The sequence below is a fragment of the Maribacter confluentis genome, from assembly GCF_030505015.1.
Taxonomy (GTDB): domain Bacteria; phylum Bacteroidota; class Bacteroidia; order Flavobacteriales; family Flavobacteriaceae; genus Maribacter; species Maribacter sedimenticola.
Genome location: NZ_JAUKUC010000001.1, coordinates 2,936,116 through 2,961,724 on the forward strand (window position 1 = coordinate 2,936,116; position 25,609 = coordinate 2,961,724).

General features: G+C 37.7%; 18 protein-coding genes and 2 tRNA genes. 13 read left to right on the forward strand and 7 right to left on the reverse strand.

The window, feature by feature from the left end:
* Positions 1-107: 107 nt before the first annotated feature.
* The 3 genes from Q2T41_RS12710 to Q2T41_RS12720 are packed head-to-tail and all read left to right on the forward strand — an operon-like array spanning position 108 to position 8,145.
* On the forward strand, positions 108-5,225 hold the full coding sequence (locus Q2T41_RS12710; RefSeq protein ID WP_304436390.1) for a Calx-beta domain-containing protein: 5,118 nt from the start codon (positions 108-110) through the stop codon (positions 5,223-5,225).
* A gap of 8 nt (positions 5,226-5,233) precedes the next feature.
* The gene (locus Q2T41_RS12715) at positions 5,234-6,214 is read left to right on the forward strand and encodes a PorP/SprF family type IX secretion system membrane protein (RefSeq protein ID WP_304436391.1); all 981 of its coding nucleotides are present in this window, start codon (positions 5,234-5,236) and stop codon (positions 6,212-6,214) included.
* Positions 6,215-6,225: 11 nt separating this feature from the next.
* Entirely contained in the window at positions 6,226-8,145 is a 1,920-nt protein-coding gene (locus tag Q2T41_RS12720; protein WP_304436392.1) for an OmpA family protein, read from the forward strand.
* 12 nt (positions 8,146-8,157) lie between these two features.
* Here the strand turns inward: Q2T41_RS12720 and Q2T41_RS12725 are convergent, their stop codons facing one another.
* Both Q2T41_RS12725 and Q2T41_RS12730 read right to left on the reverse strand, forming a co-directional pair.
* On the reverse strand, positions 8,158-9,414 hold the full coding sequence (locus Q2T41_RS12725; RefSeq protein ID WP_304436393.1) for an NRAMP family divalent metal transporter: 1,257 nt from the start codon (positions 9,412-9,414) through the stop codon (positions 8,158-8,160).
* Between the two features lie 59 nt (positions 9,415-9,473).
* The gene (locus Q2T41_RS12730) at positions 9,474-10,109 is read right to left on the reverse strand and encodes a SanA/YdcF family protein (RefSeq protein WP_304436394.1); all 636 of its coding nucleotides are present in this window, start codon (positions 10,107-10,109) and stop codon (positions 9,474-9,476) included.
* A 137-nt stretch (positions 10,110-10,246) separates the two neighbouring features.
* Between Q2T41_RS12730 and Q2T41_RS12735 the strand changes: the two genes are divergently transcribed.
* The 4 genes from Q2T41_RS12735 to Q2T41_RS12750 all read left to right on the forward strand — a co-directional run bounded on the left by Q2T41_RS12735 (position 10,247) and on the right by Q2T41_RS12750 (position 12,028).
* Entirely contained in the window at positions 10,247-10,486 is a 240-nt protein-coding gene (locus Q2T41_RS12735) for a hypothetical protein (protein ID WP_304436395.1), read from the forward strand.
* 222 nt (positions 10,487-10,708) lie between these two features.
* The gene (locus Q2T41_RS12740) at positions 10,709-11,125 is read left to right on the forward strand and encodes a hypothetical protein (RefSeq protein WP_304436396.1); all 417 of its coding nucleotides are present in this window, start codon (positions 10,709-10,711) and stop codon (positions 11,123-11,125) included.
* Positions 11,126-11,138: 13 nt separating this feature from the next.
* Positions 11,139-11,555: a helix-turn-helix domain-containing protein gene (locus Q2T41_RS12745; protein WP_304436397.1), complete on the forward strand. Its 417-nt coding sequence runs from the start codon at positions 11,139-11,141 to the stop codon at positions 11,553-11,555.
* Entirely contained in the window at positions 11,552-12,028 is a 477-nt protein-coding gene (locus Q2T41_RS12750) for a hypothetical protein (RefSeq protein ID WP_304436398.1), read from the forward strand. The genes Q2T41_RS12745 and Q2T41_RS12750 overlap by 4 nt, the downstream gene beginning before the upstream one ends.
* Before the next feature lie 203 nt (positions 12,029-12,231).
* Here the strand turns inward: Q2T41_RS12750 and Q2T41_RS12755 are convergent.
* The 3 genes from Q2T41_RS12755 to mutS all read right to left on the reverse strand — a co-directional run bounded on the left by Q2T41_RS12755 (position 12,232) and on the right by mutS (position 15,111).
* A tRNA-Leu gene (locus tag Q2T41_RS12755) sits at positions 12,232-12,315 on the reverse strand.
* A gap of 44 nt (positions 12,316-12,359) precedes the next feature.
* Positions 12,360-12,431 (reverse strand) — tRNA-Gly (locus Q2T41_RS12760).
* 97 nt (positions 12,432-12,528) lie between these two features.
* Positions 12,529-15,111: a DNA mismatch repair protein MutS gene (gene mutS / locus Q2T41_RS12765; protein WP_304437444.1), complete on the reverse strand. Its 2,583-nt coding sequence runs from the start codon at positions 15,109-15,111 to the stop codon at positions 12,529-12,531.
* Positions 15,112-15,272: 161 nt separating this feature from the next.
* Between mutS and Q2T41_RS12770 the strand changes: the two genes are divergently transcribed.
* Complete coding sequence (locus Q2T41_RS12770; protein WP_304436399.1) at positions 15,273-15,803, forward strand: RNA methyltransferase; 531 nt, start codon at positions 15,273-15,275, stop codon at positions 15,801-15,803.
* Positions 15,804-15,920: 117 nt separating this feature from the next.
* Here the strand turns inward: Q2T41_RS12770 and folK are convergent, their stop codons facing one another.
* Entirely contained in the window at positions 15,921-17,093 is a 1,173-nt protein-coding gene (gene folK / locus Q2T41_RS12775) for a 2-amino-4-hydroxy-6-hydroxymethyldihydropteridine diphosphokinase (RefSeq protein ID WP_304436400.1), read from the reverse strand.
* A gap of 45 nt (positions 17,094-17,138) precedes the next feature.
* On the opposite strand from folK, the gene sppA reads away from it, so the two are divergent.
* From sppA to Q2T41_RS12790, 3 genes are read left to right on the forward strand one after another with little or no spacing between them, the layout of a single operon-like run.
* Positions 17,139-18,899, forward strand: a complete 1,761-nt coding sequence (gene sppA, locus Q2T41_RS12780) for a signal peptide peptidase SppA (protein WP_304436401.1) — start codon at positions 17,139-17,141, stop codon at positions 18,897-18,899.
* A 3-nt stretch (positions 18,900-18,902) separates the two neighbouring features.
* The gene (locus Q2T41_RS12785) at positions 18,903-19,613 is read left to right on the forward strand and encodes a queuosine precursor transporter (protein WP_144804596.1); all 711 of its coding nucleotides are present in this window, start codon (positions 18,903-18,905) and stop codon (positions 19,611-19,613) included.
* Positions 19,614-19,650: 37 nt separating this feature from the next.
* The gene (locus Q2T41_RS12790; RefSeq protein ID WP_304436402.1) at positions 19,651-22,386 is read left to right on the forward strand and encodes an AsmA-like C-terminal region-containing protein; all 2,736 of its coding nucleotides are present in this window, start codon (positions 19,651-19,653) and stop codon (positions 22,384-22,386) included.
* Here the strand turns inward: Q2T41_RS12790 and Q2T41_RS12795 are convergent.
* Positions 22,379-23,173 carry a DUF2797 domain-containing protein gene (locus tag Q2T41_RS12795; protein WP_304436403.1) on the reverse strand — a complete coding sequence of 265 codons (795 nt, stop codon included), beginning with the start codon at positions 23,171-23,173 and terminating at the stop codon, positions 22,379-22,381. The genes Q2T41_RS12790 and Q2T41_RS12795 overlap by 8 nt on opposite strands.
* 78 nt (positions 23,174-23,251) lie before the next feature.
* Between Q2T41_RS12795 and Q2T41_RS12800 the strand changes: the two genes are divergently transcribed.
* Positions 23,252-24,766 (forward strand): GH3 auxin-responsive promoter family protein, encoded by a 1,515-nt coding sequence (locus Q2T41_RS12800; RefSeq protein ID WP_304436404.1) that lies wholly within the window; start codon positions 23,252-23,254, stop codon positions 24,764-24,766.
* A gap of 187 nt (positions 24,767-24,953) precedes the next feature.
* Positions 24,954-25,571: a dienelactone hydrolase family protein gene (locus tag Q2T41_RS12805; RefSeq protein WP_367186867.1), complete on the forward strand. Its 618-nt coding sequence runs from the start codon at positions 24,954-24,956 to the stop codon at positions 25,569-25,571.
* Positions 25,572-25,609: the final 38 nt, after the last annotated feature.

Below are 25,609 nucleotides of genomic sequence, written 5' to 3' on the forward strand. Positions count from 1 at the left end.
TGTGAGGGGTTTACCTTGATTTTTTTGTAATATTGAGGCCCTTATTTTTTGGCGAAGATCTAGAACAATCTTCGTGAATCTATGGGATATTAATAAACGCTATGAAAATGAATAAGCTTAATTGGCATAGGTATAAAAGCATAATCACTAAACTTTTTTGTTTTGGAATGTTGTTGGGATCATCTTTGATGTATGGTCAAAGAGCAACCATTAGTGTGGACAGAAACGGAAGTGAAACCGCGGGCCCAACTAGTACCGGCCGATTTTTAGTTCAGCTAAACAGTCTCTTTCCACCGGCTAATATTGAACGAACTATTAATTACGATGTAGATGAATTATTGACTACGGCAACAGAAGGAGGTGTGGACAGAAATGACCTTTCTGGTGAATTAGTATTGCCTGCAGGTGAAATTTCAGGATATATTATTGTTGATGGGATTAACGATGATGCTTTGGTTGAAGGTGAGGAAACATTAAGCGTGTTTTTGTTGCCAGGTGATGATTATACCATAAATGCTGGTGCAGCGAGTAATTCCGCCACCATGATTATAGAGGATAATGACTTTGCCACGGTCACTGTTAGTAATACAAGTGCTGAGGAAGGTACTAATTTAGTGTTTAATCTCGTGGCCGATACCAGGGTCGAAGTTGATTATACGGTAACCGTTAATTTTTCTGGTGGAACCGCTACTCCCGGTTCAGGAACGCTTCAAGACCCTGAAGATTACAGTGCCGGTGAACGAACGGTTACATTTGCCGTTGGTCAAGTTTCAAAACAATTGGCGGTAACCACTTTAAACGACAGCAATATTGAGGCGGATGAAACTTTTGAAATTACATTGACAAGTGTTGACAATAGTAATATCATTCTAGGACCAAACGCAGAAGGTACTATTTTAAACGATGATTTTATAGAGGTGTCAGTTGATCCTGTACGGCCTACAGTAAATGAAGATGAATCAGGTCAAGATGGTCGGTTTAGGATAAATCTTAGTGAAGAAAACAATACGGGAGATGACCTTACGGTAAGTTACACTATTTCAGGTAATGCAACCCCAGATGATGATTACGTAGCCCTAAGTGGTACCCTTATAATTGAGGATGGAAGGTCTTTTAGGGATATAGATGTTGAAGCTATTGACGACGTATTGGTAGAAGGGAACGAAACCGTAATATTGACCATTACGGGTATAGATGCAGGACCAAGTACTACGGCTTTTGAAATTGGTGCGGTCGATTCTGGTATTGTGACTATTATAGATGATGATATTCCTGGGGTTAACGTTAGCCCGATCAGTGGAGATACCAGTGAAGATTTGGATACGGCAAGTTTTATCGTAACCTTGAATACCCAGCCTAGCGCACCTGTAACCATAGCGTTATCCAGTTCGGATGCTACGGAAGGTACGGTTCCGGCTACTGTCACTGTTCCTGTAGCTAGTTGGGATACAGGGGTTCCTGTAACGGTGACCGGAGTAGATGATGATGTGGCAGATGGTGATATTACCTATACCATCAACACGGGGAATGTTACATCTACGGATTCCAACTATAATGGTCTAACAGGTGCAGATGTAGCCAATGTTACGGTTGTAAACAATGATAATGATACTATTGGGATTAATATAGGTGCCATTAGTGGTAACACCTCTGAGGATGGTGCAACGGCTACTTTTTTGGTCACCTTGGATTCCCAACCTACGGCTCCCGTTACTATTGCTTTGAGCAGTAGTGATGAAACAGAAGGTACGGTTCAGGCCAATGTTGTAATGAACGCTACCAATTGGCAAACCGGGGCAACGGTTACCATTACCGGTGTTGACGATTCTGCCGTAGACGGTGATGTGGAATATACGATTGTTACGGGGAATGTTACATCAACGGATCTTAGTTATAATGGGTTGGATGGTGATGACGTTGACGATGTTACGGTAATCAACGATGATGATGATGCTTTTGAGGCCAGTGTACAGTCCACAACGGCTTCTGCCAATGAAAATCCGGTTTCCAATGGTGTTTTTACTATAGACCTGGGTGCGGTTAACCAAACAGGTAGCCCCATTACGGTTAATTATACCATGACCGGTACCGCTACACAAGGTTTAGATTATAGTAATTTAAGTGGTTCGGTATCCATCGCCAATAATCAACGTACGGCAACGGTAACCATTACACCTATCAATGATAGTGCTATTGAAAATAACGAGACGGTAATTCTAACATTGGCAGCAGGTACAGGATATACTATTGCAGCCCAAAACAGTGCTACTGTCATTATTATCAGTGATGATGCCAACATAGCTCGCATCACGGCTTCCGATGCTACGGCCGCGGAAAGTAACGGTGCTCTGGCCACGGGAGAATTTACCATCAACCTTAACTCGCCCAACAATACAGGAAGTGCCATAACGGTAAATTATACCATAAGCGGTACTGCTACAAATGGTGTGGATTATTCTGAAATAAATACGAATGCGGTGGTGATTCCTAATGGACAGCAATCCGCCGTACTTACCATTACCCCGATCAATGATCAGTTGCAGGAAGGCTCTGAAAATGTGGTCATTACCCTTGCCACTGGCACAGGTTATGTGTTGGGGGCAGCCGCAACTCGTTCCGCTACCGTAGTCATAGAGGATAACGACCAAGCTTCTTTGTCCATATCCAATGCAACGGTAAATGAAGATGTTGCTTCTGGTGAATTATTGTTCAATGTAGTACTTAATCTTGCCGTCGTGGGCGGAACTACGGTTACCTATTCTTTTGAGGATGATACGGCTATTGGCGGGGGTACCGATTATGACGGTGTCAATGGAAGCTTGACATTTACCGGTACGGCAAACGAAACGTTGCAAATTGTAGTCCCGATCATCAATGACGAACTTTTGGAAGAAACGGAAACGTTTACCGTGCAATTGGGAGTACCAACCAATAATGTGCAAAGAACCAATGGTGGCACGGCCATAGGTACGATCAATGATGATGATAATTGTGTGGCCGCACCAATTTTGGATCCTTCGGTATCTATGATCTATTGTGTGGAAGATGGAAGTGACGATGGCTTTATTGCCAATTTATATGACTATACACAATCTGAGGCTCCTGCAGGAACGGTATTAACATGGAGTAGGGTATCGGACCCCTTGAATACAGATTCCCATTTATCGCCAACAGAGGCGCAAAACATAGATACACAAGCATCATACTATGGTTTCTTTTATGATGCGACAAACAATTGTGCAAGTGGTACCATAGAGGTACAGATTGTAGAAAATACCATTCCACAATTTGTCAATGTTGCAGGTAACGAGCGTTGTGGTCCCGGTACGCTTTTGTTAAGTGCGGAACCTAGTGAGGGAGCATCCGTAAATTGGTATGATGCCATTGATGCCGATACGCCTATTGCATTTGGTCAAACGTTTACCACACCAAGGTTAAGCGCTACAAGGTCATATTATGTAGAGGCAACCGAAAATGGTTGTACCACGGCTCGGCAAGAAGTAGTTGCCCGTGTAGGGGTACAGGCTACTACGGGAACGGCACAAAATGCTTCTATCTGTAGTTTGGCCACAAACGGTCTTACAACGTTAGATCTGGATAGTACATTAACGGATGCAGATGCCGGTGTATGGGTTTTCCTTTCGGGACCTGAGGATAATGTAGTGATCAACTCTACCAATGTGGTCAATTTTGAAGGATTGACTTCCGGAGACTATATCTTTAGATTTACGACAACAAATTCAACGGCACCATGTACAAATCCTTCCGTAGATGTGACCATCAACGTTAGTGATTGTGAGAGCGATAATGATAATGACGGACTTTTAGGCGGTGAAGAGGTTGGTCTGGGTACGGATTCCAATAATCCGGATACGGATGGGGACGGTATCAATGATGGTGAAGAAGTAGGGCCGGATATCAATAATCCCTTAGATGAAGATAATGATGGTATAATCGATGCATTGGATTCCAATATTTTGGATACGGACAATGACGGGGTTAACGACCAACAGGATCCGGCAAACAATAATCCATGTATTCCCAATAGATTTAATGGTAGTTGTGATACGGACGGTGATGGTATTTCCGATTTGGACGAACAGACCAACGGTTCTGATCCGGACGATCCTTGTGATCCGGTCGAATCTCCCGACTGCGATGACCCCATTGATTTAGAAGTATTGAAGACGGTTGACAACCCAGATGCCTTGGTAGGTGATACCATAACCTTTACAATTTTGGTGACCAATTTATCCAATAGGACCGCAAGGGCCATAGTTGTCGGTGATCTTTTAGAACTTGGTTTTGATTTTGTTTCCTCCACTTCTGCCGATTATGATGAAATAACGGGGAATTGGAATATTGCTGAGTTAGAGGCAGGCCTCTCTGTTGAGCTGTCCATTACCGTTGTTGTTGCGGAGCAGGGACCTTATACAAATACGGCTACCTTGCTGGAATCCATACCAACGGACAATAATCCGGCCAATGATGAGGCAACCGTAATCTTGAATACGGAGGCTCCTGAAGGTGTGGATTTAAAAATTGAGAAAGAAGCGCGCCCGGATAAGGCACTGGTAGGCGATGTGGTAGAGTTTATTATCAGGGTAACCAATATTTCCGAATCGGATGTGGTTACGAATATTGTGGTCAACGATTTGATTTTGGCTGAAAACGGATTTGAATTCGTATCGGCAGAATCTGATTTTAATGGTGTCTATGATGAAACAACAGGTAATTGGAGTATTCCGTCATTGAACAGGGAAGAAACCGCACGCTTGATTATTAGCGCCAGAGTTCCTCAAATAGGTATTTTCACCAATACGGCCAATATTGTCTCATCGTTTCCAAGAGATGGCAATACGTTGAACAATGAAGCTACGGTTGAGGTAGAGGTCATCAATAAGACGGAAGCAGAGCCTGGCTTCCTATTTAACCAGTTCTCGCCCAATGGTAATAATCAAAATGAGATATTACGTATTAATCGTACGTTGACAGACCCGGAAACAGGTGTGCAAACAGAAGTAAATCTGCAGTACAAAATCAAGATTTATGACCGCTATGGAAACTTGGTATTTGAAACTGAAAAAATAAATGATTTGGATGTTTGGGACGGTACCTATAAGGGTAAGGAAGTACCAAAAGGAACCTATTTTTATATTATGAATTATAGCATTAACAATGAACCCGCAGTTATTGACAAGGGTTGGATACAGCTTATCAGATAAAATACATTATGGATTATAACTTAAATACACAGGGTTATACAATTGCACTGGTTCTATTTTGTCTTTTAGGCTTTAATGCATATTCACAAAAAGAACCGCAGTATACGCAGTATATGTATAATATTGGCAGTTTTAACCCGGCTTACGTGGGTACTGTTGAATCTCCGGAATTATCCGCACTATATAGGGCACAATGGATAGATATACCCGGTGCGCCCAGAACGTTTCGTTTTGGGGCCAATTTGCCTTTTCAGAATGAGAAGGTAGGATTGGGGTTGAACGTAGTAAGTGACCAATTGGGACCAATGTCCCAGACCTATGCGGATATTTCATACTCATACCAGATTATGGTCAGTGATGAAACCAAGCTTTCTTTTGGTATAGACGCGGGTGGAAGTTTCTTAAATGTAGATTTTTCCAAAGGTACTTTTGAAAATCCAGGAGAGAATTTAAACGAGGAAATGCTCAACAAATTCTACCCCACAGTAGGTGCGGGTGCATTTTTATATTCAGATGATTGGTACTTGGGCGCATCTGTGCCCAACTTTTTAACGGAAGGTGTGTATAATGATGATGTTGCCGCAATTGTTGAGGATAAGATTCAGTTTAATTTTATAGGAGGATATGTGTTCAATATTTCGGATAACCTAAAATTTAAACCAGCCTTTTTGGTAAACTCTATACAAGGATCTCCGGTAAACGTAAATTTATCCACGAATTTTTTAATTTCCGATGTAGTTACGGCGGGTGCTTCTTACCGCCTGGATAACGCCTTTAGTGGCCTTGCAGGGTTTCAGGTTTCCAATTCATTGTTCGTAGGATATTCATATGATTATAATACCAATTTATTAGGGGAATTCAATAATGGCTCTCATGAGGTAATCCTGAAATTTTACATTGGTAGAAGCGGTCCTGCCAAAAATAGTGGTGACAAGGATAAAAATGCAAAGGGCAAACCTAAACAAATTGATTCACCTCGATTCTTTTAAAGCGAACGAAAATGAACTATAAACTATATCTTACTATTTTATTTTTCCTTCCATTTTCGCTATTGGGACAGCAAAAAAAATCCAAAGCGGATGATTTGTTCTATGCCTATCAATATGAAAAAGCAATTGCGGAATATAAGAGTGAAATGGCCAAAAGGTCGCTAAGCAATGTGCAATTGTTGAACTTGGCAGATGCATATTTTCAAACAGGTAAGTTTGACGATGCTTCCAAACTATACCTGGATGTCAATAAGAATGACACCATAATGACTGTCAATCAATTTAATAAATTATTACAGAGCCTAAGTAAAAATTCTGAACGGGAACGGGTTAAAACTTTTTTAAGGTCAAAAGCGGATAAGTTATCTCCGGAACTTCTTGAAAATGCAGAATTTAATTACAGCCTTTTGGAAATTGCCACTGACAATAGCAATACGGTAATTGAAGGCATAGGTGCCAATAGTGCCCAAGGAGATTTTTCACCAACATTCTATAAAGATGGGTTGTTGTTCTCCAGTAGTAGGCTTCAAAAATCAAAGAGTGTTTATGAACCCTCTGGAGAATCCTATTTAGATATCTATTATGGCAAGTTAAGTACTGATGGGGAATTAGTGGATGTTAGGGTTTTCGATAAAATTCCAGATTCCAGATTTCATAAATCAACGCCATATTATTCGGAAAAATATGCATCGTTCTATTACATTCTTTCCAATACTGAAAACGATGAGCTTGCTTATGATGAAAATGGAAAAAATGCATTGGCCATAGGTATTTTAACGGACAGTGGAAAATTCAGGTTTTTATTGAAAGACCTTAGTACATCTTTTTATTATCCGTTTTTGGACGATACAACTGGTCGTCTTTATTTTGCTGCTAATTTTGATGATAGTTACGGTGGTACGGATTTGTATTATGTGTATACCAACAATGGCCAAATTGTTTCTGCACCTAAAAATCTTGGCCCCCGTATCAATTCTCCGGGTAATGAGATATCGCCCTATATCCATAACGGAAGCCTTTATTTTTCATCGGATATTTTTTATGGCTATGGTGGTATGGATATCTATAAATCCAATATGTTGGAAGGTGATGCATTTACGATACCTGTCAACCTAGGAAACGGAATAAATACGGTAGCGGATGATTTTGGTTTTATCATTAAAGAAGGTGCCGATAATAATTCATTGACTGGTTATTTTTCATCAAATAGGAATGAGGGAAAAGGTGGTGATGATCTTTATAGGTTTAGTTTAAAAAATACCCCTGGGCTTAAAACCTTCACCCTTAAAGGTAAGGTAGTGAACCTTACCAACAAGGTAGGATTGGACAAGGTGAGTATAAAATTGTTAGACCGTGAGGGTGAAGTCCTAAAGGAAACGTTTTCAACGGTAGATGGGGATTATAGAATTGAGGTGCCATGGTCAAGTCAGATTACGGTACAGACTTCCAAGGACGGCTATTCTCAATTGTCTACGACCTACTCGGAAGATGGTATGGAAGATCTTCAAAACAAATCTTTTAATATGGGACTAGTAAAACTAGAGGATTTGCTGACCAATAAAGAGGATAAAACCATATTAAAATTGGATAAATTCTATTTTGATGAAGGGAAATCTACCATGAACGCTCAAGTAGAAACCGAGCTTAACAAAGTGGTGGATGCCGTTATGCATTTTCCAAGTTTAAGAATGGTAATTGAAAACCACACGGACAGTAGGGGAAGTAGCGCTTACAATAAAAAACTATCTACGGATAGGGCTAATACCATTAAAAATTATTTGCTTCAAAAAGGTGTAAGTCCAAATAATATTGTAGATGTAGTTGGTTTTGGAGAGGAAAAAATAAAGAACAACTGTACCAATGGAGCATATTGTCTAGATTTTCTTCACAAGCAAAATGAACGTACTTTAATCGTTGTGGTAGATAAATAAGGGTATGTTGTCCTAAAAGATTACAATGTAAAAGTAGTACAAGGAGAAGCAGGACAAAAAGACGATGCCCATATAGGTCAAAAGCCTTAGATTTTTGTTCGGTCTTAAGTTTGGAGCTACCTCACTACTGGTCACGTTCTTTAAATTCATATAGCCTATGATAGGGGCGACTACAAATGAAACAAAAGTAGCCAAGGCTACAAGGTTCCCCATGTTGGCACTAAAGGCAGTAATGACCACAAAATTGATTACTGCCAATAAGATGACGCCAATAGAGAAATATAACTTGTTATTCTTGTCCTTGACCGTACTTTTTTCTTTTAATAAGGTAATAATGTCCAAACTTACCCTAGAAATGGCATCGTGTGCCGTCATGCATGTACTGAACATGGTCGCAAATGCAGATATTGCAATGAATATATAGGCCCAGGAACCTATATGTTCAGTAAATAAAAGTACTATTTGATCAGCAAAACTAACAGCATTGTCACTCAATTGCGTATTAGTGCCATATAAGGTAAACCAACCTATAATCATAAAAAATAGGGCTAGGATAGCCGTAATTCCATAACCAACATTAAATTCCTGTAATGATTCCTTTAAACTTGGCTTTGGTTGATTCTTCCATTTTTCAATACTCCAAAGACTTACCCAACTAGAAGCTTCTACCGTGGTAGGCATCCAACCCATTAATCCTATTAAAAACAAAACACCTACCTCATTGAATATAGGTGTAGGCTTAAAATTGGATACATGGGGCACAGGCCCCTGCAACAGCACTAATATTGTGGTAATGACCAGGGCTACGAATAGAATACTGACCACAAATTTTAAACTAATTTCCAAAAATTTATATTTACCGAAAATGAGCAACGCACTGATAATAATAAAAAGCCAAAGTGCTACTGTAGCTACAGAGCTTTGACCTATATCAAAGAGATTAATGAACAATCCTGCGGTAACCGTATACAGTGCTGCTAAGATTGTAAAAGTGGTCAGCAAGGTTATCCCTGCATAAAACCATAAATATCCCTTACCCCTGTTTAAATACCCCTCAATCAATGTTTTATTGGTAACACTGGTATAACGGACACCAAATTCAAAAAAAGGATACTTTAGAATATTGGCCAGGATAATAGGAATGGCCATCAACCAACCATATTGCGCACCTGCCTTTGTGGATAATACCAGATGTGAGGTGCCAATGGCCATACTGGCAAATAATAACCCTGGACCTAGATTTCTAAGCAGTTTTCCTGTTCTGGACACGAGATGTAGTTTTGGTTGGTGTCCATAAATGTAAACTTTTTAATTGAAGCTGTAAAGACCTATTTTATTTCTATGGGCTCGCCATAAAATTTGGGCTGTGTATTTAAAAGCGCATCTATGAACACCTTTACCCTAGCTAAATATTCCCTAACCTGCACTTTGATTCCTTGTGATGTAGAAAGGTCTTTTGCGTTAAAACCAATTGCATCCAAACCTTTTTGTTGGGCAATATATATGGCACGTTCGTTATGAAATTGCTGGGATATTACCGTTACCTTTTCCAATCCGAAAATAAATTTTGCGCGAACCATGGAATCCAATGTTCTGAAACCGGCATAATCCAGAAAAATCACCTTTTCGGGTATGCCTGCTTTGATCAGGTCTTTTTTAATAGTGTCCGGTTCATTATAATAAATAGTTCCATTATCCCCGCTAACCAATACAAATTTAATTTTATTGGCCTGGTATAGGGCAACCGTGGCATTTATTCTATGTGTGTAATAGGGATTTGGAGAACCATCCGTTAATCTGCTGGATGTACCAAGAATTAAACCTACCCTATTGGTAGGAATTTGTTGGATATCAAAGAATGTTTTGTCTTCGGTAGTGCTGGTAATAATGGCATTGCAACAAATTATCACGAGTAATAACGCAATTAACAATGCTCCGGAAATCTTTAAAATTGTTTTTAGCATCTACTCCTATTCTTGATTAAAGATAATATTACCTATTAACTTTAGGAGCTCAATCTTTAATATAAAATGATACTAAATAAAAAACCCTTGAAAATCAAAAGATAAACAAGGGTTTTTGTACTCGAGGCGGGACTTGAATGAGTGGCATATACGACTTCAACATATTATCAAACCATGACAAATACGATACCGTTTTTACCAAAGGTCAATTCGTTGATAGCGTTAAAGAGGGTAGAATAACCTATGTTCTTTATTCATTATCATATTTTTGGGTCGAGGTAATGTATGACACACCAACTAATAAAATTTTGGAAATAGGTAGTTTTGTGAGTAGTAAGACCTTAGATAGATATAATAATGTCCCAGATAGAATCTAATTATTTTTTCAATCAATTATTCAAAATTTGATTTAAGATCACTTGACATTTTATTCTATGATTATAATAAATAATAGTTAACCTCGTTTTAAGCTATAGGTTAATTAATGATTATAATTTTCTTAAATAGTATATTTTTTTAACTAGATTTGCTTAGATTTGGACAAAGTACAATAATTTAGGGCTTTGGAAAATTAAGTATTATTAACCTAAAGCTCAATTTTGGATAGAAAAATTGAAAAAATTAATACCGATAAGCTAAAGGAGAGTATTCCTGAACTAAGAAATTCTAGTGTTGAAATTTATATTGATGCAGAAAATTCAAAGGATAAAAGGGAGATAGAAAAGCAATTAGGTTTTGCTGGTAGAAGTCGAATAAACACAATATTTGGTTGTATTTTAAGATGTGATTATATTAATTCGATTTATAAGAGAGAAGCGAAAGGTGTAGCTGCAATAAAAATCAAAGGAGGCAAATCAAAAAATCAAAATATTAGAATTTACTGTAAAGAAATTTTCGCCAATGGCAAAAAGGTCGTGTTGATTACGTCTTTTGTAAAAAAAGTCCAAAAAAATGTTGATAGTCAGCAAATACAGAATATTATAAGTAAAATACAGTCATTAGAATATAAATTCTAAAATTAACTAAACCATGATTGAAAAAGGTCACGAATCTCCAATAAGTGATTTATTAGGTTTTGAAGACGAACATGAAAAATTCGAATTTCAAAAGGAAGTCCTTTCTTTGAAATTTGTCAAAGTAATGGAACAATTTCTAGACCAAACAGATTTAAGTAGAAAAGAATTGGCAAGTCAAATGCAATGTTCGCAAAGTTATATTTCACAGGTTTTTAATGCTACAAAATTCGTTAATATGGATTTTCTTGTGAAATTTCAAAACGCAATTGGGTTACCTTTTAGTGTCAAACTTGGAGATTATAATGATAACCAAATGGATATTATTTATAATAAAAGATATGATGAACTAGCAAACAAGAAGGATTACCGTTCATTTTATCCGTCGGCTACAATTAAAAGTAATGATAAAGAAGAGCTTTTAGAGGGATGAAAATAAAAAATTCGGAACTACAAATTAAAAAATTCAATTTACTTGGAATTAATATACTGTCATATTCAGGTGACAATGAAAACATACAAGATTTTAATCCAACCAATAGTAATTTTGAGTTAGACTTTGACTTCTTTTTAAATAGTGACAATGATAATTTGTTTAAAATTATGGTCAGACTTGATAATTTGCATAATCAAGAAAATGAAGGTAGGGGATATGGTATTGAGTTACTAGGAGAATTCAAATTTGCTTTTGATGAAAATATAGATATTTCATCTGAAAAAAAAGATAAATTAATGAGTCAATCGGCATTGCCAATGGCATTAAGTCATTTAAGAAGCATTATTGCGACAACAACAAGTAATTTTCATTATGGGCCTTATTATCTTCCTTCAATTGATTTAAATGACCTCTATAGAAAGAAGCAAAAAGAGATTGAAGTTGAATTATCAAAAGAAGTTGATCGATAGTTCTAATAGACGGTTACGAAAGTTTTAAATTCATAAAAAAAAAGGCAATCATTTTGGTTGTCTTTTTTTATTTAAGTGTACTTGAACCTATGTTTAACAAATAAAAATACCCATAATTCGTCCCATGCGTACAGATAAGCATACAAAAAATATATTTCCAATCAAAAAACCCTTGAAAATCAAAAGATTAACAAGGGTTTTTGTACTCGAGGCGGGACTTGAACCCGCACGCCCCAAAGAGCACAGGATTTTAAGTCCGGCGTGTCTACCAATTCCACCACTCGAGCCAATCTGGTAGTAATTAAAAAATGCCGTGAAACGGCATCTTTTGAGCGAAAAACGGGATTCGAACCCGCGACCTCCACCTTGGCAAGGTGATGCTCTACCCCTGAGCTACTTTCGCAATTTTAATGAACGTACATCTCCTAAAAGATGCGGGTGCAAATTTAATACAATTCTGCAAAAACCAAAGTAATTTTAAGCAAAAGAAATAAAAAATATTACGAAGTGGCTTTCTTGTTCTTTGTGAGCAATCGTTTAATCTCGTTCAATTTCATTAATGCCTCTACAGGAGTAAGCGTATCTATGTCTAAATGAGTGATTTCCTCTTTGATTTCTTCCAACAAGGGGTCATCAAGGTTAAAAAAGCTGAGCTGCATTTCATCAGAAGTATTTTTTAATTGCTCGCCCATTTCGCCATTTGCATGTGAACTTTCCAACTTCTTTAAAATTTTATTGGCCTTTTGAATAACTTGTTGTGGCATTCCGGCCATTTTTGCTACGTGTATACCAAAACTGTGTTCACTGCCTCCCGGCACCAATTTTCTAAGGAACAATACAGTATCCTTTAATTCTTTAATGGCTACATTAAAGTTTTTAATACGAGGAAAAGTGTTGGTCATTTCATTGAGTTCGTGATAATGTGTAGCAAACATGGTCTTTGCCCTTGCAGGATGTTCATGAAGGTATTCTGAAATGGCCCAGGCTATGGAAATACCGTCATATGTACTTGTTCCCCTACCTATTTCATCCAGTAGGACCAAGCTTCGTTCGGAGAGGTTGTTCAGGATAGATGCCGTTTCGTTCATTTCTACCATAAAAGTAGATTCTCCCATAGAAATATTGTCACTTGCCCCAACACGTGTAAATATTTTATCTACCACACCAATTTGCGCATTTTCCGCAGGTACAAAGCTCCCCATCTGTGCCAAAAGTACAATGAGCGCCGTTTGTCTTAATAAAGCGGATTTACCACTCATATTAGGGCCTGTAATCATAATAAATTGCTGGTTGGAACGGTCTAAAAACAAATCGTTTGCTATATATTGTTCGCCTAAAGGAAGTTGTTTTTCAATTACCGGATGGCGGCCATTGGTAATTTTTAAATCCATTGAATCGTTAAGTTCAGGACAATTATAGGCATTTTCCTTTGCTAACTGGGCAAAGCCGCAAAGGCAATCTAAATGTGCTATGAGTTGGGCATTGTTTTGTACGGGTGTAATGTATTCTTGCATCCAGACCACCAATTGGGAAAACAGCTGTTGTTCCAAGCTTAATATGCGGTCTTCAGCACCTAAGATTTTTGCTTCATATTCCTTTAATTCCTCTGTAATATAACGTTCTGCATTGACTAAGGTCTGCTTACGGGTCCAAGTCTCCGGTACTTTGTCCTTGTGTGTATTTCTTACCTCAATGTAATATCCAAAAACATTATTAGACGCGATTTTTAAAGATGTAATACCTGTGGCGGCAGTTTCCCGTTCAAGCATACTTTTTAAATAATTTTTACCTGAGGTAGCCAAATTCCTGAGTTCATCCAATTCTTCGGAAAACCCAGGTGCTATGGTGCTGCCTTTTAATAGATTGGCCGGAGCATCTTCGCTGAGCATTTCCTTAATCTTTGCCCTTAATAGATCACAGGATTGAATTTTATCTCCGGTAAGTGCCAATGCTTCGTTTTTGGATGCCGTGGCCAACTGTTTTATGGGTATTAATGCCTCAAGGGAATTTTTTAATTGTACCACCTCCTTTGGACATACCTTTCCCGTAGCAACTTTTGATATGAGACGCTCAAGGTCTCCCATCTGTTTTATGTGGTGTTGAAACCTTTCTAAAGTGGTTTCATCATTATGCAAATAAGAAACAATTTGCTGCCTTCTTTTAATTTTGTCCAGATTTTTTAAGGGTAGGGCCAACCATCTTTTGATCATACGCCCACCCATTGGGGAAATTGTTTTGTCTATTACATCCAAAAGCGTAACAGCATTGATGTTGGAGGAATGGTACAATTCTAGATTTTTGATCGTAAACCTGTCCATCCAAATATAATCGTCCTCTGCTATACGTTGTAATTTGGTTATGTGCTGTAATTGACGGTGTTGCGTTTCTCCCAAATAGTGCAGAATGACCCCGGCGGCAATAGTACCACATACCAAATGGTCTACACCAAAACCTTTTAACGTCTTGGTCTTAAAATGGGCAGTCAGATTTTCAAGGGCATAATCTTCTTGAAAAACCCAATCTTCCAAATAGAACAAATGGTGATTCTGGCCAAAGACTTCTGTAAATTCTTTTTTATGGGCCTTGGAAATCAGGATTTCGTTAGGTGAAAAATTTTGGAGTAGTTTATCTATCTGTTCTTCACCGCCTTCTGCCGTTAAAAATTCACCTGTAGAGATATCTAAAAAAGAAATACCAATTTTTTTTCTTCCAAAGTGTACGGCACAAAGAAAATTATTTGTTTTAGCGTGTAGAATATCATCATTCATGGCCACCCCCGGTGTTACCAATTCCGTTACACCTCTTTTTACAATGGTTTTGGTCTGCTTTGGGTCTTCCAGCTGGTCACAAATTGCTACGCGTTGGCCAGCTTTAACCAATTTGGGTAAATAGGTGTTAAGGGAGTGGTGCGGAAACCCGGCTAGCTCTGTACGTTCACTGCCATTGTTTCTATTGGTAAGGATAATGCCCAGTATTTGTGAGGCCTTTACGGCATCCTCGCCAAAAGTCTCATAAAAATCACCTACCCGAAATAGTAAAAGCGCATCAGGATATTTAGTCTTGATGGTGTTATACTGCTTCATTAAAGGGGTTACCTTTTTTGTCTGTTTTTTATCCGCCACGTTATCTTTATCTCTTAATTTTGCACCTTCACGAAAGTATGATTTTATCAATGGATTTTAAATGATTGTTGATATTTGAGGATAAGTTTATCCCAACAGATCACTTAATTTATACAAGGAAAATGCGAAAACTTAGAAATGACGAGTTGGAAAGAAAAAATGTGGAAGATTTTAAGCTTGCCGGCAAAACACCTATTATCATTGTCCTGGATAATATTAGGAGCCTTAACAATATAGGCTCCGTATTTAGGACAGCAGATGCCTTTCTTATTGAAAAGATTTATTTATGCGGAATTACCGCTCAACCTCCCCATAAGGATATTCACAAAACGGCCTTGGGGGCTACAGATAGTGTTGAATGGGAGTATGTTGAGGATACAAAGGAATTAGTCAGAAAATTAAAAATGGAGAACTGTCATGTAATTGCCGTTGAACAAGCTGAAAACAGCACCTTATTACAAACTTTTCTCCCTTCTACTGATAAAAAACAAGTGTTGATTTTTGGTAATGAGGTAAAAGGAGTGGCCCAGGAAGTGGTATCCTTAAGTGATGAGGTATTGGAAATTCCTCAGTTTGGTACCAAACATTCCTTAAACGTGGCTGTAAGTGTAGGTGTTGTCGTGTGGGACTGTTGGAGTAAATTAAATGCATAAAAAAACCTGGTCAATGACCAGGTTTTTTGAGTATAGTTTGAGTTAGTTAGTTGCTCTTATGCTCATGCAATAAAGCAAATCCTTTTCATTTACGCAAGAAATTGACCAATAAATATCTTAACGTACCGTAGAAAGGGCAAAGTTTTCTATTTGCATCAAGATGTTTTCGTAATCTTCTTTTCTGCTTACAAAATCCAATTCGCTAACATCTATAACTAGTTGATTTTCTTTGGGATAGGTCTTTAAAAAATCAAAATACCCCCTATTGATGCGCTCCAGATAGGACATCTCAATATTTTGCTCATAATCCCTACCCCTCTGTTTGATCTGTTTCATTAAACGTGCGGTGGTCTGGTATAGATAAACGTAAATCCTGGGTTTTTTTACCTCTTTGTACATAAAGTTGAATACTTTTCTATAAAGTTCAAATTCGTTTTGCTGTAGGGTCACTTTTGCAAAAATTAAGGATTTGTATATGTCATAGTCACTGACCATAAAGCTTTTAAAAAGGTCTAACTGGTTGGTGTCTTCCGTAAATTGTTGGTAGCGATCGGCCAAAAAAGACATTTCCAGCGGAAAGGCGTACCGTGCTTGATCCTCATAAAAATTAGGCAAAAACGGATTTTCAGCAAATCGTTCTAAAATTAACTTTGCATTGAAATCTTCTGAAATATTTGTGGCCAGGGTAGTTTTACCTGCGCCTATGTTCCCTTCTATGGCAATATATTCCAAACTGGAAAAGAAGGTGTGCCGGTTGGTAAATGGTTTTTTATGGAATTTAACAATTGGGTTTTTGTCCTTGCATTCCATTAAAAGATTTCTGGTATCCTTGTTGAGCAATGGGTGGTAAAACTGTGGGGTAATATCGGCCAAAGGTTTTAGAATAAATCTTCGCTCCTGCATTTTAGGATGTGGTACGGTAAGTTGGGCCGTTTGTATGACCTCTTTTTCGTAATAGATGATGTCAATATCCAATGTTCTACTTTGGTAGCCGTCCCCTTCTTTTCTTAAACGGCCAAAGTAATTTTCAATATTTAAAAGAACCTGTAATAGATCAGTTGGGGATAGGGTGGTCTGTATCTCTACGCATGCATTTAAAAAATCCTCTCCTTCAAAGCCCCATGCCGGAGTCTCGTACAAGGAAGAAACCTGTCTAATTTCACCTGCCTGTCTACCAATTTCAAAAATAGCCTTTTGTATCAGGATATCTCGCTGTCCTAAATTACTTCCTAATGATAAAAATGCAGATTTATATACTCCCATAATGTCAGGACAAAATAAAGAAAACATATTCACATTAGTTATCTTTGAAGTGGATTTAAAATTAAGATTTGCATGAATTTTTTGAGAAATTTTTTGGCTTCCATTCTAGGCTCATTGTTTGCTTTTGGAATTTTGTTCGTAATGTTCCTGATTTTCATTAGTCTGGTAGGTGCAAGTGAGGATGAGGCGTCTGTAAAGAAAAATTCTGTTTTGGAACTTCAGTTACAACGTCCAATTTCAGATTATACAGGAATTAATGAGGTAGATCCATTTGCGGGTATTTTTGAACAGTCCCAAGGTTTGGATGAAATCATTCATGCTATAGAGGTTGCTAAGAACGATGAACGTATTAAGGGGATCAGCATCAATAACAATTTTATTATAGCTGGCCTGGCCCAGACACAGGCCATACGTAAATCACTTGAAGATTTTAAATCTGCCGGTAAATTTATTTATGCCTATGCCGACTTTTATATGCAGCGAGATTATTATTTGGCTAGTGTTGCAGATTCGGTTTTTATTAATCCGGTAGGGGTATTGGATTTTAAGGGACTATCTACGGAAGTTCTTTATTATAAGGATTTGCAGGAAAAATCCGGAATAAAAATGGAGGTTATAAGACACGGAAAATATAAAAGTGCGGTTGAGCCTTATTTGGAAAATTCCATGAGTGAGGATAATAGGACCCAATTGTCAGAATTGTTGCATTCCTTGTGGAATTCTATGGTAACCGATATATCTAGAAATCGGTCTATAACGGAAAGTGACCTGAATATAATTGCGGATACCTTGGGGGGTAGAACTCCGGAATATGCAATAAAATCTGGCTTGATAGATGATATTCTTTTCTATGATGAATATGAAGGTAAATTATCAAATGCACTGGGGTTAACTACCAATAAGGATATTAATTACAGTACTTTGGACGAATATGTCAAATATTCGAACAAAAAAATACTAAAGAAAGGTGACGATAAGATTGCAATAGTATTTGCTCAAGGAGAAATATTTTATGATGAAGGCGGTCCGGATATCATTGGGCAAGGCATTATAAACGAGGCAATCATAAAAGCGCGTGAGGACAAAAAGGTAAAGGCAGTCGTCCTTAGGGTAAATTCACCGGGAGGCAGTGCCTTGACATCAGATATTATTTGGAGGGAAGTAGCCCTTACCAAAGAGGTAAAGCCCGTGGTGGTTTCCATGGGTAACGTAGCGGCTTCTGGCGGTTATTATATTGCTGCGGGAGCTGACAGGATTTTTGCCGAGCCTACCACCATTACCGGGTCTATAGGTGTTTTTGGGACCATTCCCAATTTGACGGAATTGGCTGGGGATATCGGTATAAACGCAGAACAGGTAGGTACCAATGCCAATGCTATAGACTACTCACTTTTTGAGCCAATGAAGGAAAGTTTTAAAAATCGGGTTCAGGAGAGTATTGAAGATACGTACCAAACATTTCTTGAACGGGTGTCCCAAGGAAGAAACCTGACCATGGCACAAGTAGATAGCGTGGCGCAGGGCAGGGTGTGGAGTGGAACCGAAGCCGTGGAAGTAGGCTTGGTAGATGAGCTGGGTAATTTGGACGATGCCATTAAAGCCGCTGCGGAAATTGCAGGATTGGAAAGTTATGGTATTAGAAAATTCCCTAAGTATAAAAGTGGCTTTGAGCGTTTTATGGAAGACTTGGAAGGGGCTAGCGTTCAATTTAAGGAGACATTGATCAAAAAAGAAATAGGGGATGAGGCATTTATGATTTTAAAGGAGTTGCAATCTTTTAAAGAACGAAAGGGAATACAGGCAAGAATGCCTTTTGCATTAGATATCAAGTAAACGATGACAATTAGGGATAAGAGACTGGCACAACGTATATACTTGTATCTTGGGGCATTGTTCATCACTTCTTTAGTGGTCTCCAACCTCATATTTCAAAAGTTTTTTTATTGGAACCCTTTTGGTAACCTGACGGTTTTTGGAGTTTCCTTATTTGAAGTATCCGTTGGTATATTGCCATACCCCATTACTTTTTTGATAACCGATCTCATATCCGAAATTTATGGCCGTAAAATGGCAAACCAAATTGTGACCGCCGGTATCTTTGCTTCTTTTTTTTCAATGGGGATTATAATTGTTGCCGATATTGCACCTGCAATACCTTCGTCCCCAATTGACGACCAAACGTTTACAAAGGTATTTGCCCTGTCGCCAATAGCTGTCTTGGCATCTATGATCGCTTATTTATTGGCCCAATATGTAGATGTGGCGATATATCATTTTTGGAAGAAACTTACTCAAGGAAAATATTTATGGTTAAGAAATAATTTCTCGACCTTTTTATCGCAATTTCTAGATACGTTTACCGTTGTTGGTTTATTATGTGTCTTTAAGGTGTTACCGTGGGATTTATTCTTTGGTTTGGTGGTCAGTGGATTCATTTTTAAGATTTTTATAGCATTTATTGACACCCCTTTTCTTTATTTCTTCGTATATATAATGAGGAAACGTTTTAATCTAAAACCAAATGAGGAATTAGACTTGGATTTTTAAAAGACCTTTGGTCATTATAAAAAGAAGTATACAAATTATGGGTAGGAAAATAGTAAAGATTGTTGGTGTCATAGTAGTATTGATTATTGCGGTTTTAATTGCCGCTCCGTTTTTTTTGGAGGCTAAAATTGGTGATATTGTCAAGAATAATGTCAATAAGAACGTGAATGCCACATTAAACTTTGCCGATGCGGATTTAAGCTTGATCAGTAGCTTTCCAAATGCAGAAGTAAGCTTTAAGGATGTGGTATTGATCAATAAGGCACCCTTTGAAGGAGACACCTTGTTTACGGCAAAAGATCTTGGTTTGACCATGGGCATTATGCAATTGTTCAAAAGTACAGGTGAGCCAATTGCCATTAATAATTTTAATGTAGATGGCGCATATTTAAATATTGTGGTTGATAAGGATGAGAATGCCAATTATGATATTGCAATGCCATCTGAGAGTACGACAGTTGAGGAATCTGGCGCTACTGAAGGTTTTTCTTTTGATCTTCAGGCCTATGATATTACAAACTCACGCATATATTATACCGATCAAGCTGCTGGTATAGCTTTTAAAATGGATGATGTGCAGCATAATGGAACTGGAGATTTGTCCTTGGCTACTTCAGAATTGGATACGCATACCAACGCTTTGGTTTCCCTTGAAATGGATAGCGTAAATTATTTGAACAGAAATAAGGTTCAGCTGGATGCCCTTATTGGTATAGACCTGAATGAGAATACCTATACTTTTTTGAAAAATGAAGCTTTGGTCAATCAACTTCCCTTGGTGTTCAATGGTTTTATAAAGGTTAATGAAACCAATCAAGAAGTAGACTTGACTTTTAAGACGCCTTCGTCAGATTTTAAAAACTTTTTAGGAGTCATACCGGAAACCTATTCCAAGAATATAGAGACTGTAACCACCACTGGTGAATTTGAGGTGAACGGTAATTTTAAAGGAATAGTGGATGAGGAACATATTCCAAAATTCAATATTGTTATAAAATCGGATAATGCCTCTTTTAAATATCCAGATTTGCCCAAGGCCGTTCGTAATGTATTTCTGGATGTGAAATTGAACAATACAACAGGTATAGCGGAAGATACGTATGTAGAAATCAATAAGGCCTCTTTTATGATAGATGAGGATAGGTTTAACCTAACTTCCACAATCAGTGAACTTATGGGGAATACCAAGGTCAAGGCGCACGTAGACGGGTCAATGAATTTGGCAAATATTTCTCAAGCTTATCCTGTTCCTGCAACCTATGATCTAAAAGGTTATTTAAAGGCCGATATTACTACGGCTTTTGATATGGCATCCGTTGAGAACAAACAATATGATAAAACCAATACTAATGGTAATTTAAGTGTCGATAATTTTGAATACAACTCAGATGAACTTGCAAATGCCGTTAAGTTCAGTACGGCACGGTTAACGTTTAACCCAAAAACCGTTACGCTAAATAGTTTAAACGGTACCACCGGCAAAACTGATTTTGATATTACGGGAACCATAAATAATCTTCTGGGATTTATGTTCAACGATGAAAATGTGGAAGGGAATTTTAATTTAAAGTCCAACACCTTTGCCTTGAATGATTTCATGGTTTCTGATGAAGAATCGTCAAGTTCAACGACCCAAAACAATTCCACAGAAGGACAAAATGCTACGGCGGACAAAATCAAGATTCCATCATTTTTGGATGCAACGATCAATGCCAGTGCCAAGCAGGTACTATATGATGATATTGTCTTGAACAATGTAAACGGCGTCCTGGTCATAAAGGATGAAACGGCAAAACTGAACAATATGTCTTCTGGTCTTTTTGGGGGTAAAATGGCTTTTAACGGGGAGGTCTCCACAAAACAGGAAGTTCCAACATTTGCCATGAAGTTAGACTTGGAGCAGTTGGGTATTCAAGAAGCGTTTAGCTCATTGGACCTATTTAAATCCTTGGCGCCAATAGCACAAATTTTAAAAGGAAAATTAAGTTCGGATATTTCATTGTCCGGTAATTTAACAGATGATCTATTGCCAAATTTACTGTCTTTGACAGGAGAGCTTTTTGCAGACATCGCTACTGATGAAATTGATACGGAATCTGCACCTTTGCTCACCGCTTTGGTGGGTAAGTTGAATTTTATTGATTTGGACCAACTAAATTTAAAGGACTTAAAGACATCCTTAAGTTTTAAGGATGGTGTTGTAAACGTTAAACCTTTTACGGTAAATTATAAGGATGTTGCCATAAATGTAGACGGTAACCATACATTTGACAAGAAGTTAAATTATAAGGCTACTTTGCAGGTGCCTGCCAAATATTTAGGTGCGGAAGTTACTAAGATGATCGCAAAAATAAACGATCCTTCCCTACAGGATGTTACTATTCCTGTTACCGCTAATATCGGTGGGGTGTATAACAGTCCACAGGTTTCTACCGATTTAACTTCAGGGGTGAAGCAATTAACATCCAAATTAATTGAAATAGAAAAGCAAAGGTTGATTAATAAAGGTACGGATAAAGCAAAAGATTTAATAGGTGGTATATTAAACGGGAATCAACAAAAAACAGATTCAGTAAGTAAGGATACGGTTTCTAGCGAGCAAAAGGCTAAGGATATCATTGGTGGCATACTGACTTCGCAAAAGCCAAAAGATTCCACTGCGGTTAAGAAAGACTCAATATCTACAAAAAGTGGTAATGAGGCTATAAAGGAAAAGGCAAAAGATGTATTGGGCGGCTTGTTTGGAAAAAAGAAGAAGGATACCGTTAATTAACGGTGATACCTACATAAAACCCTTCGCTGCCCCTAACATTGAATACCGTATTATCCTCGAACATTAGGTATTGTCCCTTAATCCCTTTTAATGTTCCGGTATAAGATGGTGTTTTAGCTAAATTTAAGCTCTTAACCTTAGTAGGGTATTGTAACACCGGAAACTCCAATTGGGTTTCTTCACGACCTGCCAAATAATAGGGCAAAGCCTCTTGGGGAATGTGTGGTCTTAATTTCTCGCGCCATTCCACCAGGTTCTCGTCTACAACAAGATTGGTCAACATAGTGCGCCAATTAGTCTTGTCCCCAACGTAATCCTTTAAGGCCACTTCGGTAATACCTGCTAAATATCTGTTGGGCACTTCTACAATTTCAATGGCTTCGTGTGCACCTTGATCTATCCATCTCGTAGGTATTTGTCCTTTTCTAGTAACACCTACTTTAACGTTGCTACTGTTGGCCAAATAAACAATGTGTGGCTGTAATTGAATTCTTTTTTCATATTCAAGGTCCCGATCTTCCTTATCAAGGTGAGCGGTACTGAGTTCTGGTCTCATTATCCAATCTCCTGCTGAGGGTATCTCAAAAAAACAAGTCCTACAAAAACCTTGTCTGTAAATGGGCCTGTCATTTCCGCAATTTAAGCATTGGTGCTTTATGAAGGTTATGGTCAACTGTTTATCAAGTACTTGGTTTACATTTAGAAAATCGGTTTCAAACACCATATAATATTGAATGGGATGTCCAATTTCTGTTTGCATTTTTTTTAGTACTCCTTCGTATTGCATGTTTATTTGCTTAATGTATGGTCAATTTGAAAATGATGCTTTTATACGCTACTTTTAGCAATACAAAGATACCTATAAATGCCAATAACTTTATTTAATTCCATTGCCTCTTGGCTATTGAAGAAGCGCTATCACCAAATAGAACTTTTTTTAAAATATCCGGAAGAAGTCCAGGAAGAAGTTCTGTTACAGCTGCTTGAATTTGCCGAGGATACTGAAATAGGGAGAACTTATGATTTTGAATCTATTACATCATACGGTACGTTCAAGGAAAGGGTGCCCATTGTTTCCTATGAAGAAATTGAGCCTATTATAGAACGCACAAGAAAAGGGGAGCAAAACCTATTTTGGCCTACTAAAGTAAAGCTATTTGCAAAAAGTAGCGGTACTACCAATGCCAAAAGTAAATTTATACCCGTTAGTGGCGAGGCGCTTGAGGATTGCCATTACAAATCTAGTAAGGACTTGTTATGTCTCTACCTGAACAACAATGAAAATTCCCAATTGTTTACAGGTAAAAGTTTGCGCCTTGGAGGAAGTAAGGAGTTGTACGAGGACAATGGGTCGTTCTTTGGTGACCTTTCCGCTATTTTAATAGACAATATGCCCTTATGGGCAGAATACAGCAGTACGCCAAGCAATAAAGTGTCTTTAATGAGTGAGTGGGAAAGTAAGCTTTTGGCCATTATTCATGAAAGCGTACAGGAAAATGTAACTAGTTTGGCAGGGGTTCCTTCTTGGATGCTTGTTTTGTTGAATAAAGTATTACAGGAAACCGGTAAGGAAAACCTTTTTCAGGTTTGGGAACATCTAGAAGTTTATTTTCATGGAGGGGTCAATTTTAGTCCTTATAAGGAACAGTATAAAAACATACTACCAAAAAGTGACTTTAATTATTATGAGATATATAATGCCTCTGAAGGATTTTTTGCCATTCAGGATAGAAACAATGCGGATGATCTTTTGTTGATGTTGGATTATGGTATCTTCTATGAGTTCATATCTATGCAAACCTATGGTTCGTCACAAGAAGATGTGGTTCCAATATGGGAAGTTGAATTAGGTGTAAATTATGCTATTGTCATTACTACTAATTCAGGTCTATGGCGTTATAAAATAGGGGATACGGTTAGATTTACCTCTAAAAGTCCATACCGTATAAAAGTTACCGGTAGAACCAAACATCATATTAATGTCTTTGGGGAAGAGCTTATCATTGAAAATGCAGAGGAAGCACTTAAACTTGTTTGCCAAAAAACAAGAGCTGAAATTAAGGACTATACAGCTGGACCGGTATTTATGGTCAATAAGGAAAAAGGTACCCATGAATGGATCATTGAATTCAGAACCATGCCCAATGATATGGACATATTCATTAGAGTTTTAGATGAGTCCTTAAAGTCATTGAACTCTGATTATGAAGCAAAGAGATATAACAACATTACTTTAAACATGCCTATTGTTCACGTGGCGCGAAAAAATCTCTTTTATGATTGGCTTAAGGCCAATGATAAATTAGGTGGTCAGCATAAGATTCCACGTTTATCCAATAAGCGGGATTATATTGAGGAACTTTTGCAATTAAACCTCTAATTTGCTCTATACATACCAATTATTAACCTATTTGCAACATTCTTGTAAATTGGAAATAAAGTTGAATTAACTTTGTATTGGATATGTAAAAGAGTTCAAATAGTTTAACTACAGCTTTTTCATTTTTCCCGTCCTAAACAGGAACTACACCGATAATTTTAGCGGGTAAACAATTAAATGATCAAATGTGAAGTTAATTACACAACTTGCTGTAGGAAAACTTAACCAAACAATAAATACTATTATTATGGCAGAAAAATTAGTGATCGTTTCAGACATGTGGGGTTCTAAAAAAGGACTGTGGATTACTTCATACCTTGGCTATCTCCAACAATATTTTGATATTACTTTTTATGACAGCCAGCAATTGGCTAATATAGATTTGGTAGTTCAGTCAGAAGAGAATATACATAATGCATTCGTTAACGGAGGTATAGATACCGCTGTTTCCCACTTATTAAAAAAGGAGAAAGAACCTTGTTATTATTTGGCATTCAGTACAGGTGGAACCATTGTATGGGAAGCTGCAAAAAGAGGTTTACCGGTTAAATCACTATACAACGTTTCTGCAACAAGAATTCGCTTAAAGAATGAACGACCAGATGTGCCGTTTCATTTACTCTATGGCAATAATGATGAATTTAAGCCTAGTGAAGATTGGGCCAATAGGCTGGGTATTGATATGGAAATACTGCCTAACTACGGTCATACGTTATATACTGATGAAAAGATTATACAAAAAGTATGTCTGGACCTCTTACAGGAAGTAACTCAAATTACTCCACAGGTAAAAAAAGTGGTTTGAAATATTTAAAGTAAATCAACAAAAAAAGCGAGGACCAT